Source organism: Mycobacteriales bacterium (assembly GCA_040902655.1).
Classification (GTDB): Bacteria; Actinomycetota; Actinomycetes; order Mycobacteriales; family SCTD01; genus SCTD01.
This window is the reverse complement of sequence record JBBDWV010000017.1, coordinates 80,872-101,962: the sequence shown is the minus strand read 5'-3', so window position 1 is coordinate 101,962 and position 21,091 is coordinate 80,872. Positions and strand designations below refer to the sequence as shown.

Sequence of the window (21,091 nt, the reverse complement as noted above, 5' to 3'; positions counted from 1 at the left end):
GTCCTCGTACGGCGTGACTGCAGCATGACCTGCGCGGGTCCACGATGACATTCCCCGTCCCACGCTCTGGGACGCGGCTCCTCAGAACAGCACGCTCGCGAAAGTGCCCACCTCCTGGAAGCCCACCCGCGCGTACGACCGTCGGGCGGGCAGGTTGAAGTCGTTGACGTAGAGGCTCACGACCGGGGCGATCCGGCTGCGGGCCAGCTCCGCCACCGCGGCGGTGCCGCCCTCGGACAGTCCGCGACCGCGCAGCGCCGGGGGCACCCACACGCCCTGTACCTGGCAGACGGCGGCGGTGGCGGCGCCGACCTCGGCCTTGAACAGCACCGCGCCGCCCTCGATGCGCGCGAAGGCCCGCCCCTGGGCGATGAGCTCCTGCACCCGCGCCCGGTAGAGCGACCCGCCGTCGCCGAGGGTCGGCGACACACCGATCTCCTCGGTGAACATCGCCACGCAGGCCGGGAGCAGCACGTCGAGCTCATCCGGGCGGACCTGGCGCACCGCCGGGTCCGGACGTACCGCCGGCGGGCCGTCCAGGGCCAACAGCGGCTGCGTCGCCCGGATCTCGCGGGCAGGCCCCCAGGACGGCTCGAGCAGCCGCCACAGCGGCAGCACCGACGCGGCGGCGCCGACCAGCGAGGAGCAGCGGCGGCCCTGGCGGCGGGCCCGGTCGGCGAAGGCACGCACGGCGTCCGGGCCGGCCTGCACCGGCACAAGGTTGGCCCCGGAGTAGCAGAGCGCCTCGAGCCGGCCCCGCTCGCCGAAGCCCCACAGCTGCGCGCCGAGCCGGGATTCCGACAGCCCGGCCTGCTGGATCCGGGAGGCGACGAAGACGTCGGCGACCGGGTCGCGGGCGAGCAGCGCGAGGACCTCGTCGAGGTCCCTGCCGTCCAGGACACGGCAGGCCGAGGAGGTCCTCAGCACGGCCACCCTCGCACGCTCCGAGCGTAGACCGACCCCCGCGTACGTCCTATCAACCTGCGCGTGCGGGTGGCCTCAGCGCAGGACGCAAGGGGGTGGGGGTGGGTGGGTGGGGGGGGCGGGGTCAGCTGGTGGCGACCGCCGGGGCGCCGCTGGGGCCGTCGTAGGCCTCGGCCAGCCGCAGGGCCTCCTCGATCAGCGTCTCCACGATCTGCGACTCGGGGACGGTCTTGATGACCTCGCCCTTGACGAAGATCTGCCCCTTGCCGTTGCCGGAGGCGACGCCGAGGTCGGCCTCACGCGCCTCGCCGGGGCCGTTGACGACGCAGCCCATGACGGCGACCCGCAGCGGGACGGTGAGCCCGTCGAGGCCGGCCGTCACCTGCTCGGCCAGCGTGTAGACATCGACCTGCGCCCGGCCGCAGGAGGGGCAGGAGACGATCTCCAGGCCGCGCTGACGCAGGTTGAGCGACTCGAGGATCGCCAGGCCGACCTTGACCTCCTCGACCGGCGGCGCCGACAGCGAGACGCGGATGGTGTCGCCGATCCCCTCGGACAGCAGCGCCCCGAAGGCCACCGCCGACTTGATCGTGCCCTGGAAGGCCGGCCCGGCCTCGGTGACACCGAGGTGCAGCGGGTAGTCGCACTGCTGCGACAGCAGCCGGTAGGCCTGCACCATCACGACCGGGTCGTTGTGCTTGACCGAGATCTTGATGTCCCGGAAGTCGTGCTCCTCGAACAGCGAGCACTCCCACAGCGCCGACTCCACCAGCGCCTCCGGGGTGGCCTTGCCGTGCTTGGCGAGGATGCGCTTGTCGAGCGACCCGGCGTTGACCCCGATCCGGATGGGTGTCCCCGACTCCCGCGCCGCCCGCGCGACCTCGCCGACCTTGCCGTCGAATTCGCGGATGTTGCCGGGATTGACGCGTACGGCCGCGCAGCCGGCGTCGATCGCCGCGAAGATGTACTTGCTCTGGAAGTGGATGTCGGCGATGACCGGGATCTGCGACTGCTTGACCACCCGGGGCAGCGCCTCGGCGTCGACCGGGTCGGGCACGGCCACCCGGACGATCTGGCAGCCGGTCGCGGTCAGCGCGGCGATCTGCTGCAGCGTCGCGTTGACGTCCGCGGTCACGGTGGTGGTCATCGACTGCACGCTGATCGGCGCGCCGCCGCCGACCAGCACCCCACCGACGTCGAGCTGCCGGGTGGGGCGGCGCTCGGCCAGCCGCGCCGGCGGGAGCTCGGGCATGCCCAGGGAGACGGGCACGGGGCTGACGGGGAGGGGGCCGACGGGCACGGGCGTGATGGGGAGGGGCACGGTGTCCTCAGGGGTTGAGGCGGATCGGGTTGACGATGTCGGCGCCGAGCAGCCAGAGGGTGAAGCCGGCGAAGAAGATCACCACGGCGTACGTCACCGGCAGCAGCTTGGTCAGGTCGACCCGGCGCAGCGGCCCGGTGTAGCCCCTCATCCGCCGGATCCTGTCGCGGGCCTGCTCGAAGAACAGCACCGCCAGGTGGCCACCGTCCAGCGGCAGCAGCGGCAGTAGGTTGAACACGCCGACGAAGAGGTTCAGCCCGGCGATCAGCAGGAAGAAGCCGAGCGCCTTGAAGGCGAAGGTCTCGTCGCTGGCCAGCACCTCGCCGCTGATCCGGCCGGCCCCGACGAGGCCGACGAGGCCCTGCGGGTCGCGGTCCGGACCGTAGACCTGCGCGATGGTGTCGAGCTTCTCGCTGAAGGTGACCCAGATGCCGGTGACGATCTGGTCCATCGTGTCGACGCTGTGGCCGAGCGCCTCGACCGGGCCGAGCCGCTCGGTGGCCTGGCGGAACTCGATGCCCATGCCGATCGCGCCGACCGTCTCCATCGGGAAGACGGGCTGGTCGTTCTCGTCGCGGGCCGGCTCGCCGTCCGCACCGAGGATCGGTTCGGCGCCCAGCACCGGACGCTCTACGGATGCCGGCGTCATCGTCAGCTCGCGCCGCTCGCCGTCCCGCTCGACGGTGAGCTCGAGCGGCCGGCCGGGCGAGGCACGGATCGCCCGCAGGAAGGACAGCGAGTCCTCGACCGGCTCCCCTCCGACGGCCACGACGACGTCGCGCTCCTGCAGGCCCGCCGCCTGCGCGGGGGCCGGCAGCGCGCCGGGGTCCTCGCAGGTCGAGTAGTAGGTCGCCGGCACGCACTGCGACACGCTCGCCACGCCGGGCGGGAGCTCGACCGCCTTGCCGATGAACAGCGAGCTGAGCACGACGAGCACGATCGCGAGAAGGAAGTGCACGGTGGAGCCGGCGGCGAGCACGACCGCCCGCTGGCGGGCCGGCTGCCGGTAGAAGGCGCGCTCCTCGTCGGCCGGGTCGATCTCCTCGAGCGAGGTCATCCCGACGATCTTGACGAAGCCACCGGCCGGGATGGCCTTGACGCCCCACTCGGTCTCGCCACGCTGCCGCGACCAGAGGGTCGGCCCGAAGCCGACGAAGTACTGGGTGGCCTTCATGCCGTAGCGGCGGGCCGTCCAGAAGTGGCCGCCCTCGTGCAGCGACACCGACACCAGCAGCGCGATCACGAAGCCGACGAAGCCGAGCACGTAGACGCCGTTGCCACGGGCCACCGCGACGGCGAAGCCGGCCAGCAGGACCAGGCCGACCGCGCCGAGCACCCGCCTGGAGACCGGCTGCGGGGGGGCGGCCCCGCCGCCCGTCGTGGGCCTGCTCGCCACCAGGTTGGTCATCCGCCCTGCCTTCTCGTCGTGTCCGCGACCAGCTGGTGGGCCCGCTCGCGCGCCCACCGCTCTGACTCCAACACCTCGGCCAGGCTCGGGCGTTCCCCGGCCGGGCTCTCCGACACGACGGCGGCCACCGTGTCCACGATCCCCAGGAACGGCAGCCGGCCGGCGACGAAGGCAGCGACGCAGACCTCGTTGGCCGCATTGAGCACCGCCGGTGCGGTCCCGCCCCGCTCCCCCGCCGCCTTGCACAGGGCGACGGCCGGGAAGGCGCCGGTGTCCAGCGGCTCGAACTCCCAGGTCGTGGCGGCGGTCCAGTCCAGGCCGTACGAGGACCTCGGCAGGCGCTCGGGCCAGCCCAGGGCCAGCCCGATCGGCAGCCGCATGTCGGGCGGGCTGGCCTGCGCCAGCGTCGAGCCGTCGACGAACTCCACCATCGAGTGCACCAGCGACTGCGGGTGGACGACCACGTCGATCGCGGAGTACGGCGTGCCGAACAGCAGGTGCGCCTCGATCACCTCGAGCCCCTTGTTGACCAGCGTGGCGGAGTTGATCGTGATGACCGGCCCCATGTCCCAGGTCGGGTGGGCCCTGGCCTGCTCGGGCGTCACCTCGGCCAGCTGCGCGCGGCTGCGGCCCCGGAACGGCCCGCCGCTGGCCGTCAGCACCAGCCGCCGCACCTCCTGCGCCCGGCCACCGCGCAGGCACTGCGCCAGTGCGCTGTGCTCGGAGTCGACCGGCACGATCTGGTCCATGTACGGAGCCAGCAGCGGCCCCCCGGCGACTAGCGACTCCTTGTTGGCCAGCGCGAGGGTGCGGCCGGCCCGGACCGCCGCCAGCGTCGGCGCCAGCCCGACCGAGCCGGTCATGCCGTTGAGGACCACGTCGCACGGCCACGCGGCCACCTCGGCGGCCGCGTCCGGTCCGGCCAGGATCTTGGGTACGGCGAACTCGCCGGCACTGAAGCCGCGCGACCTGGCGGCGGCGTAGAAGGCCAGCTGCAGGTCCTGCGCGGCGGTGGCCCGAGCGACTCCGACCACCTCGACGCCCAGCTCCAGCGCCTGCGCGGCGAGCAGGTCGACCCGGTCACCCCCGGCCGCCAGCCCGACGACGCGGAACCGGCTGGGGTTGGCCCGCACGACCTCGAGGGCCTGGGTGCCGACCGAGCCGGTCGCACCGAGCAGCACGACGTCACGAGGGCTCACCCCTGCAGTCTCCCAGGTCGACCGCCCGGCCGCCCGGCCGCCCGCGGCCGGGCATGCGGGACAGTGGCCGGGTGCTGGGAGGCGTACGGGGACGGGTGCGGCGTACCCCTGCGCTCGTCGCGATCCTCACCGTCGGCGGGCTGGGGGTGCTCGTGATCCTCGCGCTCAATGCCCGGCCGTCGGCGGAGGCCTCCTCGGCCGTCGGCCTGGAGCGGGGCTACGTCGGGACGACCTACGCCTTCGACGGCCTGGTGTGCGTGCTGTCACCGCAGGTCGCCGCCGAGGTGCTGTCGGTCGAGGTCGAGCAGGCCGAGGGCAGCGTCACCAGGCTGGTCCGGCCGCCGTCCGGCCCCCCGGTGATCGGCTTTCCGGTCGATGACCCGGCCGACGGTGCAGATCCGGGCGACGGGGGCGGCGGGGGCGACCCGGCCGACGGTCAGGGCGACGACGTCGCGGGCTACCCGGTGCCGCCGGGCGAGGGCGACTGCACGCTGCGGGTGCTGGTCACCCCCACCCGTACCGGAGCGGTGACGGCCGGAACCCTGCGGATCCGCATGGCGTACGGGCCGTCGGGGCTGCTGCGCCGCACCGCCGCGGTGCGGCCGGAGATCCGACTGGACGTCACCGGGACCGGGCGCGATCCACGGACCACGACGGGCCGAGGGTGACGTCCTGCGGCATGAACAGGCACGAGCCGGGCAGGAACGGCCAGGATGACTTCAGCGCCTGAGGACTCCGGTCGAAGGCCCTGCATGGCCCACGAGCGCGGCGCCCCCGCCCGACGCGGCTGGATCGCCGGCGCAGGGCTGGCCGCCGTGCTGGCCCTGCTCGGCGCCGGGCAGGTCAGGGCCACCTCCGCCGATGACCAGCTGCCCGCACCCGTGGAGGCGGCCCTGGACGTCCTGCTGGCTGCGCCGCCGGCGGCCTCCGCCCCAGCCGGCCCCACCGCCCCAGATGGCCCCACCGCCCCAGATGGCCCCACCGCCTCTGCTGCTGCCTCCCCCGCCTCCCCCGCCGAGCGACCGGCTGCCGGTCCGGGCCGCGGCGTCGATGACGGCGCCGATGACGGGCAGGCCGACCGGGTCGCGCGGCCCGACCGGGCCGGAACGCCAGGGGCCGATGCGCCTGCGGCAGCCGCCCCCGCGCCTGCCGTGGCCACCGCCGGCCTGTGTTCCGGCACCGGCTGGGAGCAGCGTCGTGGCAGCGCCGCGCTCGCCTCGCTGCGGGCCGGGGCCGACCGCACCGGCTTCCGGATCGAGTTCACCGGCGCCCGCACGGGCTATCTGGGGCTGACCCACCTCGAGCAGCGCCGCATCGAGATCTTCGTCCGGCCCTGCGGCGTCGAGAGCGACGAGCTGCTGCGGCACGTGATCGCGCACGAGCTCGGCCACGCGTACGACACCACCCGGATGAGCGAGGGCACCCGGCAGGCCTGGCAGGTCGCGCGCGGCATCCCGCTGAGCACGCCGTGGTACGGCTGCAGCAGCTGCACCGACTTCGCCACACCGGCGGGCGACTTCGCCGAGGTCTACGCCCAGTGGGCGCGTGGCGCAGGCACCAACCGCAGCGAGCTGGCCGGCGACGTCCCGCCCGGCACGCTCGCGGCCCTGGCCGACCGGTTCTTCGGCGCCTGAGCCCGCCGCGTACCGGCTATGCCTGCGCGGCGGACAGCTGGCCGCAGGCGCCGGCGATCTCCCGGCCGCGGGTGTCCCGGACGGTCGCGTTCACGCCCGCCGCGCGCAGCCGCCGGACGAACTCCCGCTCGACCTGCTTCGGGCTGGCGTCCCACTCGCTGCCCGGCGTGGGGTTGAGCGGGATGAGGTTGACGTGCACCAGCTTGTGGCGCAGCAGCCGGGCCAGCAGGTCCGCCCGCCAGGGCTGGTCGTTCACGTCGCGGATCAGGGCGTACTCGATCGACAGCCGCCGCCCGGTCGCGCGGGTGTGGTCCAGCGCCGCGCCGAGCACCTCGCGCACCGGCCAGCGGGTGTTGACCGGCACCAGCGTGTCGCGCAGCTCGTCGTCCGGCGCGTGCAGCGACAGCGCGAGCGTGACCTGCAGACCCTCCGTCGTCAGCCGGCGGATCGCCGGCACCAGCCCGACCGTCGAGACGACAACGCTGCGCTGGCCGATGCCCACCCCGTGCGGCGCGGCCTCGGTGATGCGCCGCACGGCGCCGAGGACCCGGCCGTAGTTGGCCAGCGGCTCGCCCATGCCCATGAAGACGACGTTGCTGACCCGGCCGCCGCGGGCCGACTCGGTGCGCTGTGCGGCGACGACCTGCTCGACGATCTCCGCGGTCGACAGGTTGCGGGTCAGCCCGGCCTGGCCGGTCGCGCAGAACGGGCAGGCCATCCCGCAGCCGGCCTGGCTGCTGATGCAGACGGTGGTGCGGTCGGCGTAGCGCATGAGCACCGACTCGACCAGGGTGCCGTCATGACCGCGCCACAACGTCTTCTGGGTGTCGCCGCCGTCGGTCGCGACCTCGCGCACCGGGGTGAGCAACGGTGGGAGCAGGTCGGCGACGAGCCGGTCCCGGACCGCGCCGCCGAGATCGGTCATCTGCTCGGGCAGGTGCCCGGCGAAGTAGTGCCGCGACAGTTGCTCTGCGCGAAAGGCCTGCTCGCCCAGCCCGACGACCGCCTCGCGCCGCCCGGCCGGCTCGAGGTCGGCCAGGTGGCGCGGCGGCAGGGCGCGCCTGGGCGCGTCGAAGACGAGGGGGAGAGCGGTCACAGGAACGTCAGCGTCCGGGCGCCGTGAACCCTTCCCGCGGCCCGTGGCCCGCGGCTACGGGTAGGGAACGAAGGCGGCCAGCAGCAGCCAGGCGACCGGCGCGGCCGGCAGCAGCGAGTCCAGCCGGTCCATGATGCCGCCGTGGCCGGGCAGCAGCGTGCCCATGTCCTTGATGCCGATGTCGCGCTTGACCATCGACTCGCCGAGATCACCCAGCGTCGCGATCGACACGACGGCCAGGCCGTAGACGACGCCGAGCAGCGGCGAGACGTCGAACAGCCGGTCGAAGAAGTACGCCCCGGCGGCCGTGCAGGCCAGCAGCGAGCCGGCAAAGCCCTCCCAGGACTTCTTCGGCGAGATCGACGGCGCCATCGGGTGCCGCCCGAACAGCACCCCCGCCACGAAACCGCCGACGTCGCTGCAGACGACCACCGCGATGAACGCGGTCACCCGCAGTGCGCCGTCCGCCGGGATCGCCAGCAGCGCACCGAAACCGGCCAGGAACGGGACGTAGGCCGCCGTGAACGTCGCCGCGGCCACGTCGCGCAGGAAGCCCTCCGCAGGATCGGCCATCCGCCAGGCGAGGCACGCCAGGACGGTCAGGACCAGGCCGAGGAACAGCGCCTCCGGCCCCTCGCGGTAGGCGAACACGACCGTGGCGGTCCCGCCGAGGAGCAGCGGTGGCATCGGCGGCAAGGCGCCCAGCCGGCGCAACGAGGAGACGACTTCGTACGTCCCGATCGCGACGGCGGCAGCCAGCACCCCGATGAACAGCCACCGGTAGGGCGAGAACAGCGGCGCGGCGACCAGCGCGGCCAGCAGCAGCCCGACGCCGATGGCGGCCGGCAGGTTGCGGCCCGCGCGTCCCTGCCCGCGCTTGCCGGGAACGCCCTCCGGTGGCGCGGGAGCGGTGTCGACGGCGGGAATCTCCATCAGACCTCGAGCAGCTCGGCTTCCTTGTGCCTGAGCAGGTCGTCGACGGTGGTGACGTACTGCGCGGTCGTCTTCTCGAGCTCCTTCTCGGCGCGGGCGACCTCGTCCTCGCCGACCTCGCCGTCCTTGGCGAAGCGGGACAGCTCCTCCATCGCCTTGCGGCGGATGTTGCGGATGGAGATCCTGGCCTCCTCCGCCTTGTGCCGCGCGACCTTGATGAACTCGCGGCGCCGCTCCTCGGTGAGCTGCGGGAAGACGATCCGGATGATGTTGCCGTCGTTCGAGGGGTTGACCCCCAGGTCGGAGTCCCGGATCGCGCGCTCGATCAGCCCCAGTGAGTTCTTGTCGTACGGGCTGATGACCGCCATCCGCGGCTCGGGCACCGTCAGCGAGGACAGCTGGTTCACGGGGGTCATCGCGCCGTAGTAGTCCACGACGATCTTGTTGAACATGGCCGGTGTCGCGCGACCGGTGCGGATGCCGCCGAAGTCCTCCTTCGCGACGCTGACCGCCTTCTCCATCTTCTCCTCGGCGTCGAGGAGGGTGTCGTCGATCACTACGCTGCTCCGGTCTTCACGAGGTGCTGCTCACGAGGGTGCCGATCTTCTCACCGCGCACCGCGCGGCCGATGTTGCCGTCCTCCTGCAACGCGAACACGATGATCGGCAGGTTGTTCTCCATGCAGATGCTGAAGGCGGCCGCGTCGGCGACCTGCAGCCCCCGCGAGAGCACCTCGGCGTAGCTGACCGCGTCGAACTTGACCGCGTGGGGGTTCTTGCGGGGGTCGCTGTCGTAGACGCCGTCGATGGACTTGGCCATCAGCAGCGCCTGGCAGCCGATCTCGAGCGCCCGCTGCGCGGCGACCGTGTCGGTGGAGAAGAACGGCATGCCGGCGCCGGCACCGAAGATGACGACCCGGCCCTTGTCGAGGTGCCGCATCGCGCGGCGCGGGATGTAGGGCTCGGCCACCTGCCCCATCGTGATGGCCGTCTGCACCCGGGTGTCGACGCCGGCCTGCTCGAGCAGGTCCTGCAGCGCCAGGCAGTTCATGACCGTGCCGAGCATCCCCATGTAGTCGGCGCGGGCCCGGTCCATCCCGCGCTGGGCGATCTCGGCGCCGCGGAAGAAGTTGCCGCCGCCCACGACGATGGCGACCTGGACGCCACCCGCCACGACGTCGCGGATCTGCCGGGCGATGTCGGACACGACGTCGAGGTCGAGGCCGACCGCCCCGCCGCCGAACACCTCGCCGGACAGCTTCAGCAGCACCCGGTCGTACGGACGCGGCTCACCTCCTGCGGCGGGCGAGGAGGCCGGCTCCCTGTCGTTGCTCACGGGGTGGCGGCCTCCTCGTCGTACGGCGGAACGGTCGGGCGGGAACGTAGGCCGTACCTGCCTCTCGGCAGACTAGGCCTGACCGACCTTGAACCGGGCGAAGCCGTTCAGCTGGACGCCGGCCTCCTCGAGCACCTTGCCGACCGTCTTCTTGTTGTCCTTGGCGAAGGCCTGCTCGAGCAGCACCGCCTCCTTGAAGAAGCCGTTGACGCGGCCCTCGACGATCTTGGGCAGGGCCGCCTCGGGCTTGCCCTCCTCCTTGGCGGTCGCCTCCGCGATCTCGCGCTCCTTGGCCACGACGTCCTCGGGCACCTCGCTGCGCGCGACGTAGGTAGGGCTGAAGGCAGCGATGTGCTGCGCGACGTCCTTGGCCACCTGCGCGTTCTCGGCCGACAACTCGACGAGCACCCCGAGCTGCGGGGGCAGGTCGGGGTTGGTGCGGTGCAGGTAGGTCGCGACGTAGGCGCCCTCGAAGGTGGCCACCCGGCGGACCTCGATCTTCTCGCCCATGGAGGCGTTGGCGTCGTTGAGCACGTCGGTGAGCGGGCGCCCGTCGACCTGCACGCTGCTGACGTCGTTGGTGCCGAAGGCCGCGTCCACGACCGACTGCGCGAGGTCCTGGAACTTCGCGCTCTTGGCCACGAAGTCGGTCTCGCAGTTGAGCTCGAGCAGGGTGCCCTTGCCGGTGCCCTCCAGCTTGGCGAGAACCAGGCCGTTGGAGGCTGCCCGGCCCTCGCGCTTGGCGACGCCCTTGAGGCCCTTGATGCGCAGCTGCTCGACGGCCTTGTCGTAGTCGCCGTCGGCCTCGACCAGGGCGTTCTTGCAGTCGGTCATGCCCGCGCCGGTGGCCTCGCGGAGCTTCTTGATGTCCGCGGCGGTGATGGAAGCCATGTCAGGTCGCCTGTCTCTCGTTGCGATGGAGGTCGGACGTACGACGGCGGCGCCGCAAGGGGTGGTCCCCCGGGCGCCGCCGGACGTACAGGGCGCTACTGCTGGGGGGCGGCGGCCTGCGGGGCGGCGGCCTCCGGGGCCGCGGCGGCCTCGGGGACGGCGGCGGCCTGGGGCGCCGCGGCGGCCTCGGCCTCGGCCGGGGCACCGGTGAGCAGCTGGGTCTCCCACTCGGGCAGCGGCTCGTCGCCGGCCAGCTGGCCGGCCTCGGGCTTGGCGTCGCCGCCGCTGGCGCCGGCGCGGGCCATCAGACCCTCCGCGACGGCGTCCGCGATCACGCGGGTCAGCACCTGGATGCTGCGGATCGCGTCGTCGTTGCCCGGGATCTTGTAGTCGACGACGTCCGGGTCGCAGTTGGTGTCGAGGATCGCGACGACCGGGATGCCGAGCTTGCGCGCCTCGTTGACCGCGAGGTGTTCCTTGTTCGTGTCGACGACCCAGACCGCGCTCGGCGTACGGGTCATCTCGCGGATGCCGCCGAGGGTGCGCTGGAGCTTGATGCGCTCGCGGGACAGCACGAGCGCCTCCTTCTTCGTCAGCACCGTCTGGCCGCCGGTGGTCTCGATGAGCTCGAGCTCCTTGAGGCGCTGCAGACGCTTGTAGACGGTCTGGAAGTTGGTGAGCATGCCGCCCAGCCAGCGCTCGGTGACGTAGGGCATCCCCACGCGGCCGGCCTGCTCCGCGATCGACTCCTGCGCCTGGCGCTTGGTGCCGACGAACATGATCGTCCCACCGTGGGCGACCGTCTCCTTGACGAAGTCGTAGGCGCGGTCGATGTAGCCCAGGGTCTGGGTCAGGTCGATGATGTAGATGCCGTTGCGCTCGGTGAAGATGAAGCGCTTCATCTTGGGGTTCCAGCGCTTGGTCTGGTGCCCGAAGTGCGCGCCGCTCTCGAGCAGCTGGCGCATGGTGACGACGGCCATGATGGCCCTCTCTGTTCGTCCGCGTCGGCGTGCGCCCACTGGTCAGGCAGGTGCGGCCGCGCGGCGGTCGGTTGTCGCCGTCCCCCGGGTGGGGGCCGGCCCTGGTGCCCGTGTCCTGCCCGTGCTCCTCGCGGAGACCGACGGGCGGGCCGTGGTAGGGCACGCGAAGTCGACCCAGCGGACCGGGTCGCTGCAGCAAGTGTACGGCCTGTCGTCCACAGCCTTGCCCGGACCGCTGTCGCCCCGGCGTCGGCTGCCGCAGGCTCGCCACGTCGTCCTGGTCGAGGTCGTCCTTGCTGCAAGGAGGTGGACGTGGTGCGTCGTGTGCTGGTGCTGGTGCTGCTCGTCCTGGTCGCACTGGTCGGGCTGCCGGCGGAGCGAGCCGTCGCCGACGCCGGACCATGGGGCTGGCCGCTGTCCGGCCCGCGGGAGGTGGTGCGCGGGTTCGAGCCGCCGGCGACGCGTTACGGGGCGGGCCACCGCGGCGTGGACCTGCCGTCTGCGCCGGGCGCAGCCGTGCTGGCAGCTGCCGCCGGACAGGTCAGCTACGCCGGGCTGCTCGCAGGCCGAGGCGTCGTCGTGGTGACCCACGGCACGTTGCGGACCACCTACGAGCCGGTCACCGCGGCCGTACGCCCCGGCGCAGTCGTGGCTCTGGGCCAGCCGGTCGGGCAGCTGGAGCCGGGTCACGCCGGCTGTACGGTGGCCGCGTGTCTGCACTGGGGGCTGCGGCGCGGCGAGCAGTACCTCGACCCGGTGCGACTCGTGGAGCGGGGGCCGGTGCGACTGCTGCCGCTGGACCGGATGACCGCGGGCAGCGCGTGGGCACCGCACGCGCCGGCATTCCCCGGAGCCGGGATGCCCGGGGCTGCGGTGCCCGGGGGTGGGATGCCGGGTGCTGGGATGCCGGGTGCTGGGATGCCGGGTGCTGAGGTGCCCGGTGGTGCAGTCCGCGCTGCTGCGGGGCCGGTGCGCGCGACGACCGCCCCGCCGCCCGCGGCAGCTGTGCTCCACGAACCGTCCTGGTCCCTGCGCGCCGACGAGGCGCCGCTGGCGGCCGCGGCCCTGGTCGCGCTGGCGCTCGGCATCGCGCTACTGGCGCGGCCGGTGCCGGACCCACCCGAACCGGCGAGCGGCGCAGCGGCCGCGCCCGCCCCGGCCGCCCCGGCCGAGGACGACGAGCAGGTCGCGCTGCCGGCGCCGCTGCTCGACCTGGATGCGGCCCGCCTGCGCCGCCACGCCTCCTGAGCGCCCAGGGCCCCTATGGTGCGCATGAGGTGTACAGGAGAGGTCAACAATCCGGAATTGTTGACCTCTCCTGCACAGGGCGTTCACAGCAGCAGGGCCCCGTGCAGGTCGCCACCCGCGGACGACCCGTTCGTCCCGGCTGACCCGTGGTCCCGGCTGACCCGTGGTACCGGCTCAGTCGTTGTCGGACAGCTTTCCGCGCAGCTGCAGGACGGCCTTGGTGTGCATCTGGCAGATGCGGCTCTCCGTCACGCCCAGGACCTGGCCGATCTCGGCGAGGGTGAGGCCCTCGTAGTAGTAGAGCGTCACGACGATCTTCTCCCGCTCGGGCAGCGTGTTGATCGCCTTGGCCAGCAGGTACTTCGTCTCCTCGGACTCGAACGCCTGGACCGGATCCTCGGCCTTGGTGTCCTCGAGGGTGTCGACCAGGGAGAGCTTGTCCCCCTTCTCCCCCCCGGCAGAGAGCAGCTCGTCGAGCGCGACGACGTTGACGAAGCTGACCTGACTGAAGATCGTGTGCAGGTCCTCGAGCGCGATGCCGAGCTCGGCGGCGACCTCGGCCTCCGTCGGCGTCCGGTGCAGCCGGCCCTCGAGCGCGGCGTAGGCCTTCTCCACCTCACGCGCCTTGTAGCGCACCGAGCGGGGGATCCAGTCGATCGAGCGGAGCTCGTCGATGATCGCGCCCTTGATGCGGCTGATCGCGTAGGTCTCGAACTTGATCGCGCGCTCGAGGTCGAACTTCTGGATCGCGTCGATCAACCCGAAGATGCCGTACGACACGAGGTCGGCCTGCTCGATGTTCGGCGGCAGACCCACGCCGACGCGGCCGGCGACGTACTTCACCAGCGGTGAGTAGTGCAGGATCAGCCGCTCACGCAGCCGTTCGTCGCCGGTGTCCTTGTACTCCCGCCACAGCTCCGCGATGGCCGACTCGATCTCGGCCCGCTCCTCGTCGCTGACACCGGCGTACCGGCCGCGCCGGGCGGGGGTCTTGGCGGCGGGCGCGGGCTGCACCACGACGTCGTCCGCGCCCGGGTCGTCCTCGGCAGTGGCCAGACGGCCGGAACCGTCCGGTCCGGGCGTGCGCACAGTCATGACTGGTCCTCACCCGTTCGAGCCCCCGCGGCGTACTTCCGGTCGAAGCGAGCGTAGCGCGACGCCTCCGCCACCGTCCGCTGTTGCCCCGTGGAGCCGTCAGGCGCGGGGATGCGCCTGGGCATAGCTGGTGCGCAGCCGTTCGACGCTGACGTGCGTGTAGATCTGCGTCGTGGCCAGCGTCGCGTGGCCGAGCAGCTCCTGGACGGCCCGCAGGTCCGCACCGCCCTCGAGCAGGTGGGTCGCGGCGCTGTGCCGCAGCCCGTGCGGACCGAGATCCGGGGCCCCGGGTACGTCCGCCAGCCGGCGGTGCACGAGGGTGCGGGCGGCGCGCGGGTCCAGCCGTCCACCGCGCCGGCCCAGCAGCAGCGCCGGTCCGCTGGCAGGCGTCGCCCACTGGGGACGGCCGTGGGCCAGCCAGCCGGCGACGGCCAGGGCGGCCGGCTCCCCGTACGGGACGGAGCGTTCGCGGGCGCCCTTGCCCAGCACCCGCACCACGCGGCGCTCGCGGTCGACGTCGCCCACGTCGAGGCCGCAGAGCTCGCCGACCCGGATGCCGGTCGCGTAGAGCAGCTCGAGCGTCGCCCGGTCGCGCAGATCCTCCGGTGTGCCGCCGTCGACCTGCTCGACCAGCCGTGCGGCCTCGTCGGCGCGCAGGACGTCCGGCAACGGCCGGTGCCCCTTCGGGGTCGCGAGCAACGCACCGGGGTCCGTGGGAAGCAACCCGCGCCGGCAGGCCCAGGCGGTGAAGACCCGCGCGCTGGAGCCGCGGCGGGCCAGGGTGGGGCGTGCGGCGCCGGTGCTGCGCGAGCGGGCCAACCAGCTACGCAGGACGGCCAGGTCCAGCTCCGCGGGCGCCGTCACCCCCAGCCGGGCGGCGTGCTGCAGGAGGGCGGCCACGTCGCCGGTGTAGGCGCGGACGGTGTGCACCGACCGGGACAGCTCCAGCCGGAGGTGACGCTCGAAGGCGGCCAGCGCCTCGTCGAGGGCGGGCGGCAGGGCTGGGTCCTCCGGCCCGGCTGGGTCCTCCGGCACGGCGGTCACACGCGGCACGGTGTCCGGCGGGCCGGGGCCAGGTCAAGCCGCCGGGCCGAGGGGCGCTGTGCGCCGTCGGGTGAACGCCCCGGTGGCCGTTCGGCTCACCGTCCACTCCGGACCGGCTTGCCTGCCCCGAGCGGGGTCAGGCGCCAGCCATCCGGGGTCGACTCGGCCAGCCCGTGGGTGACCAGCGGCGGCAGGACCTGCTGCACGACGAGCGGGAGGACGCCGGCCTCCTTCGCAATCGCGGCGACACCGACCGAGCGGCGGACGGGCAGCGCGTCCAGGACCCGCCGGACCGTGTCCGACAGCCCGTCCCGCAGGTCCACCGGGCCGCGCGACGGCTCGGTGGCGTCCACCCCCATCCGGCCGACCAGGTCGAGCACCTCCGCCGCACAGGTGACGCACTGGGCGCCGTTGCGGAGCTCGACGTGACAGCCCGCGGACATGCCGGAGGTCACCGGTCCGGGGACCGCCATCAGGTGACGCCCCAGCAGGCGGGCCCGCTCGAGCGTCGCCAGCGAGCCACTGCGGAGGGCCGCCTCAACGACGACCGTGCCGAGCGAGAGCGCCGCGATGAGCCGGTTCCGGATGAGGAACCGGCGCCGGGTGGGGTGGCTGCCCGGCGGCAGCTCCGACACCAGCAGCCCCTGTTCACCGATCTGGTGCAGCAGCCGGTCGTTGCCCCGCGGGTAGGCGACGTCCACGCCGCAGGCCAGCACCGCCACCGACGGCGCGCTCTGGGCGAGCAGCGCACCCCGGTGGGCGGCGGCGTCGATGCCGTAGGCCCCGCCGCTGATGACCGTCGCGCGCCGCTCCGCGAGTCCGGCGCCCAGCTCTCGCGCCACGTGCAGGCCGTAGCTGCTGGCCGCCCGCGCGCCCACCACCGCGACCGACCGCTCGACCACCTCGTCGAGCGGCCAGCTGCCGTGCACCCACAACGCCAGCGGTGGCGGCTCCAACAGCTTCGACGGCTGCCACGTCAGCCGCGCGGTGGGCCACTCGGGGTCGCCCGGGCAGACCAGCCGGGCGCCGGCGCGGGCGGCGGCCGACAGGTCGTCACGAGGATCGTGTCCCTCGGCGCGCAGCGCGATGCCGGGCAGCACGCCCTGCGTGACCTGCCCGACCGGGACGCCGCGGCGCAGCGACTCCCACACCTCGACCGGCCCGACCGCGGCCACGGCCTCGGCCACGTCGGGGTCCCCCGGCTCGGCGATGCGGGACAGCCCGGCGCGCGCGATCCGCTCGTCGGTACTCACGCGATCGCCAGGCCCTGCGCGGCTCCCTGACCCGGCCCTCACGCCGTCACCTGACCCGGCCCTCACGCCGTCACCTGACCCGGCCCTCACGTGGTCACCTGACCCGGCGCTCACGCTGCCACCAGGCCCTGCGTGGCCCCCTGCCGGTAACCCAGGGCGTGCGCGACGTGCTCCTGGCGCGGCCGGCCGACACCCTGCAGGTCGGCCAGCGTCCACGCGAGCCGCAACACCCGGCCGTAGCCGCGGGCGGTCAGCTGCCCGCCGTCCATCGCCGTGTCCGCCGGCCGGGTCGCGTTCCGGTCGAGCGGCCAGCGCCGCCGCAGCTCGACCGGCGGCACGTCGCCGTTGCAGCGCCACGGCGTCCCGGCGAAGCGGACGGCGGCCGCGTCCCGGGCGGCAGCCACCCGCGCGGCGATGTCGGCGCTGAGCTCGCCGCGGCCGTCCTCGGCCAGCATCTCCGCGCGGGTGATGCGCGGCACCGTGACGTGCATGTCGACGCGGTCCAGCAGCGGCCCGGACAGCCGGCTCAGGTAGCGACGCCGCACGTCGGGGGGGCAGCTGCAGTCCTCCGGCCTGGCGCACGGGCAGTAGTTCGCGGCCAGCAGCAGCGTGAAGCAGGCGGGGTAGACGGCCGTCCCGCCGACTCGGGTGATCGACAGCCGGCCGCTCTCCAGCGGCTGGCGCAGGGCATCCAGCACCCGCGGCGAGAACTCCGGCGCCTCGTCGAGGAACAGCACCCCGCGGTGCGCGAGGCTGGCCGCTCCGGGCCGGGCGATGCCCGCGCCGCCGCCCACGATGGAGGCGATCGTGGCCGTGTGGTGCGGGTCCTGGAACGGTGGCCGGGTCACCAGCGGCGCGTCCCGCGGCAGCGAGCCGGCCACCGAGTGCACGGCGGTCACCTCGAGCGCCGCGTCGAGGTCGAGCGGCGGCAGCAGCCCGGGCATCCGCTCGGCGAGCATCGTCTTGCCGCTGCCCGGCGGTCCGAGCAGCAACGCGTGGTGCCCGCCGGCCGCGGCGACCTCCAGCGCGGTGCGCCCGACGGCCTGCCCGGCCACGTCGAGCATGTCGAGGGTGGGACCCGCCGCCGGCGCGACCACCGGCACAACGACCGGTTCGTCGTACGGCACGCCGGTCAGCAGCGCGACCAGGTCCCGCAGCGACCCGACCCCGCGCGCCTGCACCCCGGGCAGCAGCCGGGCCTCGGCCAGGTTGTCCAGCGGCACCACCACCCGGTCGATGCCGGCCCGCGACGCGGTGAGCACGGCGGGTAGCACCCCGGGAAGCGACCGCACCCGCCCGTCGAGACCGAGCTCGCCGAGCAGCACCCGCCCGTGCAGCGCGTCCGGCGGCAGCACTCCGGAGGCGCCCAGGATCGACGCCGCCAGGGCCAGGTCGAAGCCGCTCCCCCGCTTCGGCAGCGAGGCCGGCGACAGCGCGAGGGTGATCCGCCGCTGCGGCCAGGCCTGGCCGCTGTTGACCACCGCCGCCCGCACCCGGTCGCGCGCCTCCGCCAGCGCCGCGTCGGGCAGCCCGATCACGGTCAGCCCGGGCAGCCCCCGGGCGAGATCGGCCTCCACCTCCACCACGTGGCCGTCCAGGCCGACCAGCCCCACCGAGTACGCCTTGGCCAATGCCACGGGATCACCTCCGCCGGCGACGCTGCCCGGTGCCGGAAGCCGTGGCCACCGCTCCGGCCGAGGTTGTGGACGACCACGCGGTGCCCACAGGCACCGCGCCCTCAGAACGCCGCCTTCAGATGGGTGACCTTGGGCGGCCCGTCGTACCGCCGGACGATGCCGACCACGTCGAAGCGCAGCTCGCTGGTGCCCGGCGGGCGGTTCTCCAGCAGCCACCGGCAGGCCAGCGTCCGCAACCGGCCGGCCTTGACCCGGCCGACCGCCTCCGCCGGCTGACCGAAGCCGGTGCCCGCCCGGGTCTTCACCTCGACGAACACGACGGTGCCGTCCGGCTCCCGGCCGACCAGGTCGAGCTCGCCGAACTCGCACCGCCAGTTGCGGTCCAGCACCTGCATCCCGGCAGTAGTCAGCAACTCGGCGGCAAGGTCCTCACCCCAGCGCCCGAGTGCCGCCGTCCGCGCCCCGCGTGTCTGCTCCGGTCGCACCTCGACCACCTCCCGGTGCCGACAGTGGCCGCGCCGGGGCCGCGGCGGGCGACCGGCGGGCGCATCTGTGGGCGACGCGTCGCTGTCCACAGGATCAGACAGGCCCGGCCCCTGCCCAGACGGCGGGCCGGGCTCGGGCGCTCGGCGCGGACCGTCGCCCACCAGGTGACGGCCGGCGGTAGCGGCCCAACTCCCGCCACACCCCCAAGTGCTGCCCGTCGAGGAACCGCAGCATCGCCGAGGCGCCAGTAAGCGACGGTGGCCGAGCGTTGACACAGGTCCCGTCGTACGCACTATGCGTCGGACCCCGGCGCCGTCGATCTCGCAGTCATCACGCCAGGGTCAAGCGGAAGAGCCCTCCTCGTGGGGGCTCTTCAACGTGTCGTCCTTTCCGGGCGTGTGTCATCCCCAGCCCCGTCCACCGCGACGCGACGCGCAGGCCTTGCCGCAGTTCGTCGGCATCGATGCGTAGCGTGACTTCCGCAAGATCAACAGCACCTGGGCCTGAGCCTTCCCCTCTTGACCCCGGCCGCTGCCGAGTTGCCGACTGGGAAGAGAGGACCGTGGCCCCGGTCAACCACGTCCAGGCGCAGGTCGAGGCGCCGCAGGTCGACGATGTCTAGCCCGAAGCTGCCGGAGCTGACCCAGGCCCGGATCCTGCGCGCGCTGGCGAAGCTCGACGTCCACCCCGTCCGCAAGGGCGCCGGCAAGGGCAGCCACTGCTACGTCGTCGGGCCCGACGGCCGGCGCAGCAACGTCATGGCGCACAAGCACGCCCGCTCTGAGGTGGCTACCGTGCTGAAGCAGCTCGGCATCTCGCACGAGGACTTCCTCAACGCGCTCTAGCTCGCGCCGGCGAGAACCCTGACCTCGGCATGCTCGCTGGCGTTCTCCGCGTCGGCGGGCATCGGCGTTCCAAAGGTCATCTCGACGACCTCCTGGTCCTGGAAGACCTCGTAGTACTCCGCGATGGCGCCCTGCAGGTTGTGCATGAGCTCGTCCCGGTTCTTGCCGGAAGCCCAGCACCCCTGCAGCTCGCGGACCTCAGCGATGTACAGCTCGTCGTCCGGCTCGTACCGGACGTCGACGGTCACGGTCGACTCGACCTGCACCGCTCCACCGCCCTCACCATGGGTCCGCACGTTGCGGATCTCCTCGAACAAGACTATGTCCGGAGTGCCAGCCCGGCTGCGCCGGGCTCTGTGCATCGACAACACGCGGGACCGTCTGAAGTTTCCTGGCGGCACACCATGGCACGGGCGCGCAGGCCGCGCAGGAGGTTCAGCGTGACACGAGCAGTGCCGACCTCGCCGCTCCGCGCGTGGCCCCCGACCCAGCGATCGCAGCGGCGGCGGCGGCGCACCACAGCAACGTCCGGGTCACCGGCCTCCGCGCGCGATCACCTCCGCGATCCGCGCCTCGCCTGCGGCCATCGCCTCCTCCGTCTCGTGGTGCGGCACCATCCGCTCCCCCGACGCCAGTAGCCGTCCCTCACGTGTCATGCCGACAGGTCTACGACCGGGGTCCGACATCTAGCGTTCGTCGTAGCCCCGGCGAGGTCGGGGTGAGGTTGCGGCACCGACGTCTACGGCTGGGTCCGACGGGTCCTTCGAGTCCTGAGTTCCGATCGTCGAGGCCGCGGGGTCGCGGCCGTGACGAGTGCTCCCCGCACTGGCGTGGCACCAAGATGGATCGAGTTCTTGGTGCCATCGGCCCGCACAAGCCGGCGCTGCTGGCACCGAGAACCGGCGTGGCCGACACCCCACGGGTGCGATCGCGACAGGCTGCGATCAGGGGAGGCTGAGCTGTGATCAGTCGTGGCTCAGCTGTGATCAGCTGTGTCCGACTGTCATCACTGCCGACACCGGCACGAGCCGGCCGCTGTCCACAGGGTCAGACAGGCCCGGCCCCACCGGGACGGGGAATCAGGCCTCGTCCGCCTCCGGCAGCTTGATGCCGGACACGATGCGGTGCTCCTCACTGGTGCCGGGCGAGGGCGAGGTGCCGGCGGAGGGGACGGTGGCGTCGTCGCCCTGGCCCGGGGCGGCTCCCGCCCTGCTGTCCAGCGCCTGCGGCCCCATCCGTGCCGCACCGGCGGTGGTGTCGCTCCGCACCCACTCACCGTCGGGTGTCTGGCCGTGCATACCGGGGGCGCGGTGCGACGTGCCGGTCGAGACCTGCCGCGGCTGCTCCGGGCCCGGGGCACGACCCGTGCTGTCGGTCAGGTCCGGAGCGGGCCGGGTCGCGGCGAAGGTGGCGCCGGTACCGCCGAGGCCGGCCGGCTGTCCCCCGGCCGGCTGTCCCCCGGCCGACTCCTGGGCGTACGCCCCGGTGCCCGACTGGTCACTGCGCAGGGCAGCGGGATGGCGCGGCGCCTGCGGGTCGGCACCGGAGATGTTCATGTCGTCCAGCTGCGGCACCGTGAGCGGCTCCGGATGCGTGCCGCTCGGCGGCATCGGCTCGGTCCGGGCCTGGTTGGTGTCCGGGCTCCCCTGACCGCCGGGCTCCGTGCGGCCGGCGAGCGTGACCGGCCCGTCGCCCGAGCTGTCCTCCGGCTGGCTCGGCGCCCCCGGCTCGTCCGCCTTGTTCCGATCGACGTTGCCCATGC

Annotated in this window: 22 protein-coding genes; 4 read left to right on the top strand and 18 right to left on the bottom strand. The window is 73.6% G+C overall.

Translation table 11 applies throughout. The annotated features are described in order from the left end of the window. Window positions 1–81: 81 nt before the first annotated feature. The 4 genes from WD794_05290 to dxr all read right to left on the bottom strand — a co-directional run bounded on the left by WD794_05290 (window position 82) and on the right by dxr (window position 4,852). Window positions 82–927 carry a GNAT family N-acetyltransferase gene (locus WD794_05290; GenBank protein MEX2289725.1) on the bottom strand — a complete coding sequence of 282 codons (846 nt, stop codon included), beginning with the start codon at window positions 925–927 and terminating at the stop codon, window positions 82–84. 121 nt (window positions 928–1,048) lie between these two features. Further along, the gene (gene ispG / locus WD794_05285) at window positions 1,049–2,176 is read right to left on the bottom strand and encodes a flavodoxin-dependent (E)-4-hydroxy-3-methylbut-2-enyl-diphosphate synthase (protein MEX2289724.1); all 1,128 of its coding nucleotides are present in this window, start codon (window positions 2,174–2,176) and stop codon (window positions 1,049–1,051) included. 76 nt (window positions 2,177–2,252) lie between these two features. Next, complete coding sequence (locus WD794_05280) at window positions 2,253–3,653, bottom strand: site-2 protease family protein (protein ID MEX2289723.1); 1,401 nt, start codon at window positions 3,651–3,653, stop codon at window positions 2,253–2,255. Continuing rightward, window positions 3,650–4,852 carry a 1-deoxy-D-xylulose-5-phosphate reductoisomerase gene (dxr, locus tag WD794_05275; protein ID MEX2289722.1) on the bottom strand — a complete coding sequence of 401 codons (1,203 nt, stop codon included), beginning with the start codon at window positions 4,850–4,852 and terminating at the stop codon, window positions 3,650–3,652. The genes WD794_05280 and dxr overlap by 4 nt, the downstream gene beginning before the upstream one ends. Before the next feature lie 71 nt (window positions 4,853–4,923). Here dxr and WD794_05270 point away from each other — a divergent pair, with 71 nt between their 5' ends. Then, complete coding sequence (locus WD794_05270) at window positions 4,924–5,520, top strand: hypothetical protein (GenBank protein MEX2289721.1); 597 nt, start codon at window positions 4,924–4,926, stop codon at window positions 5,518–5,520. 84 nt (window positions 5,521–5,604) lie between these two features. Continuing rightward, window positions 5,605–6,486 (top strand): hypothetical protein, encoded by an 882-nt coding sequence (locus WD794_05265; protein ID MEX2289720.1) that lies wholly within the window; start codon window positions 5,605–5,607, stop codon window positions 6,484–6,486. A gap of 16 nt (window positions 6,487–6,502) precedes the next feature. Here the strand turns inward: WD794_05265 and rlmN are convergent, their stop codons facing one another. The 6 genes from rlmN to rpsB form a co-directional block, all read right to left on the bottom strand. Next, window positions 6,503–7,582 (bottom strand): 23S rRNA (adenine(2503)-C(2))-methyltransferase RlmN, encoded by a 1,080-nt coding sequence (gene rlmN / locus WD794_05260; GenBank protein ID MEX2289719.1) that lies wholly within the window; start codon window positions 7,580–7,582, stop codon window positions 6,503–6,505. Between the two features lie 54 nt (window positions 7,583–7,636). After that, window positions 7,637–8,515: a phosphatidate cytidylyltransferase gene (locus tag WD794_05255; GenBank protein ID MEX2289718.1), complete on the bottom strand. Its 879-nt coding sequence runs from the start codon at window positions 8,513–8,515 to the stop codon at window positions 7,637–7,639. Continuing rightward, window positions 8,515–9,072 carry a ribosome recycling factor gene (gene frr, locus WD794_05250; GenBank protein MEX2289717.1) on the bottom strand — a complete coding sequence of 186 codons (558 nt, stop codon included), beginning with the start codon at window positions 9,070–9,072 and terminating at the stop codon, window positions 8,515–8,517. The genes WD794_05255 and frr overlap by 1 nt, the downstream gene beginning before the upstream one ends. Window positions 9,073–9,088: 16 nt before the next feature. Beyond that, complete coding sequence (gene pyrH / locus WD794_05245; protein MEX2289716.1) at window positions 9,089–9,850, bottom strand: UMP kinase; 762 nt, start codon at window positions 9,848–9,850, stop codon at window positions 9,089–9,091. Between the two features lie 72 nt (window positions 9,851–9,922). Next, the gene (gene tsf, locus WD794_05240) at window positions 9,923–10,741 is read right to left on the bottom strand and encodes a translation elongation factor Ts (protein ID MEX2289715.1); all 819 of its coding nucleotides are present in this window, start codon (window positions 10,739–10,741) and stop codon (window positions 9,923–9,925) included. Between the two features lie 95 nt (window positions 10,742–10,836). Continuing rightward, window positions 10,837–11,721, bottom strand: coding sequence for a 30S ribosomal protein S2 (gene rpsB / locus WD794_05235; protein ID MEX2289714.1), 885 nt, complete (start codon window positions 11,719–11,721; stop codon window positions 10,837–10,839). 312 nt (window positions 11,722–12,033) lie between these two features. Between rpsB and WD794_05230 the strand changes: the two genes are divergently transcribed. Further along, window positions 12,034–12,969 (top strand): peptidoglycan DD-metalloendopeptidase family protein, encoded by a 936-nt coding sequence (locus WD794_05230; protein MEX2289713.1) that lies wholly within the window; start codon window positions 12,034–12,036, stop codon window positions 12,967–12,969. Window positions 12,970–13,143: 174 nt separating this feature from the next. Here WD794_05230 and whiG read toward each other — a convergent pair whose 3' ends face one another. The 5 genes from whiG to WD794_05205 all read right to left on the bottom strand — a co-directional run bounded on the left by whiG (window position 13,144) and on the right by WD794_05205 (window position 18,483). Continuing rightward, window positions 13,144–14,064, bottom strand: coding sequence for an RNA polymerase sigma factor WhiG (gene whiG, locus WD794_05225; GenBank protein ID MEX2289712.1), 921 nt, complete (start codon window positions 14,062–14,064; stop codon window positions 13,144–13,146). Window positions 14,065–14,163: 99 nt separating this feature from the next. After that, a complete protein-coding gene (locus WD794_05220; GenBank protein ID MEX2289711.1) occupies window positions 14,164–15,063 on the bottom strand; it encodes a tyrosine recombinase XerC in 900 nt (299 codons plus the stop codon). 140 nt (window positions 15,064–15,203) lie between these two features. Continuing rightward, window positions 15,204–16,361, bottom strand: coding sequence for a DNA-processing protein DprA (gene dprA, locus WD794_05215; GenBank protein ID MEX2289710.1), 1,158 nt, complete (start codon window positions 16,359–16,361; stop codon window positions 15,204–15,206). Window positions 16,362–16,471: 110 nt separating this feature from the next. Further along, window positions 16,472–17,998, bottom strand: a complete 1,527-nt coding sequence (locus WD794_05210) for a YifB family Mg chelatase-like AAA ATPase (protein ID MEX2289709.1) — start codon at window positions 17,996–17,998, stop codon at window positions 16,472–16,474. A gap of 101 nt (window positions 17,999–18,099) precedes the next feature. Next, complete coding sequence (locus WD794_05205; protein MEX2289708.1) at window positions 18,100–18,483, bottom strand: YraN family protein; 384 nt, start codon at window positions 18,481–18,483, stop codon at window positions 18,100–18,102. A gap of 615 nt (window positions 18,484–19,098) precedes the next feature. On the opposite strand from WD794_05205, the gene WD794_05200 reads away from it, so the two are divergent. After that, window positions 19,099–19,329, top strand: a complete 231-nt coding sequence (locus WD794_05200; GenBank protein MEX2289707.1) for a hypothetical protein — start codon at window positions 19,099–19,101, stop codon at window positions 19,327–19,329. Here WD794_05200 and WD794_05195 read toward each other — a convergent pair. The 3 genes from WD794_05195 to WD794_05185 all read right to left on the bottom strand — a co-directional run bounded on the left by WD794_05195 (window position 19,326) and on the right by WD794_05185 (window position 21,089). Next, entirely contained in the window at window positions 19,326–19,625 is a 300-nt protein-coding gene (locus WD794_05195) for a type II toxin-antitoxin system HicB family antitoxin (GenBank protein MEX2289706.1), read from the bottom strand. The two genes, WD794_05200 and WD794_05195, sit on opposite strands and share 4 nt — an antisense overlap. Before the next feature lie 237 nt (window positions 19,626–19,862). Next, a complete protein-coding gene (locus tag WD794_05190; GenBank protein ID MEX2289705.1) occupies window positions 19,863–19,985 on the bottom strand; it encodes a hypothetical protein in 123 nt (40 codons plus the stop codon). 423 nt (window positions 19,986–20,408) lie between these two features. Continuing rightward, entirely contained in the window at window positions 20,409–21,089 is a 681-nt protein-coding gene (locus tag WD794_05185) for a hypothetical protein (protein MEX2289704.1), read from the bottom strand. Between the last annotated feature and the right edge of the window lie 2 nt (window positions 21,090–21,091).

Coding starts and splice junctions, on each gene's coding strand:
- ispG (MEX2289724.1), bottom strand. CDS start 2,176: ATGCCCGAGCTCCCGCCGGCGCGGCTGGCCGAGCGCCGCCCCACCCGG.
- WD794_05280 (MEX2289723.1), bottom strand. CDS start 3,653: ATGACCAACCTGGTGGCGAGCAGGCCCACGACGGGCGGCGGGGCCGCC.
- WD794_05265 (MEX2289720.1), top strand. CDS start 5,605: ATGGCCCACGAGCGCGGCGCCCCCGCCCGACGCGGCTGGATCGCCGGC.
- WD794_05255 (MEX2289718.1), bottom strand. CDS start 8,515: ATGGAGATTCCCGCCGTCGACACCGCTCCCGCGCCACCGGAGGGCGTT.
- tsf (MEX2289715.1), bottom strand. CDS start 10,741: ATGGCTTCCATCACCGCCGCGGACATCAAGAAGCTCCGCGAGGCCACC.
- rpsB (MEX2289714.1), bottom strand. CDS start 11,721: ATGGCCGTCGTCACCATGCGCCAGCTGCTCGAGAGCGGCGCGCACTTC.
- whiG (MEX2289712.1), bottom strand. CDS start 14,064: ATGACTGTGCGCACGCCCGGACCGGACGGTTCCGGCCGTCTGGCCACT.
- WD794_05200 (MEX2289707.1), top strand. CDS start 19,099: ATGTCTAGCCCGAAGCTGCCGGAGCTGACCCAGGCCCGGATCCTGCGC.
- WD794_05190 (MEX2289705.1), bottom strand. CDS start 19,985: ATGACACGTGAGGGACGGCTACTGGCGTCGGGGGAGCGGATGGTGCCG.
- WD794_05185 (MEX2289704.1), bottom strand. CDS start 21,089: ATGGGCAACGTCGATCGGAACAAGGCGGACGAGCCGGGGGCGCCGAGC.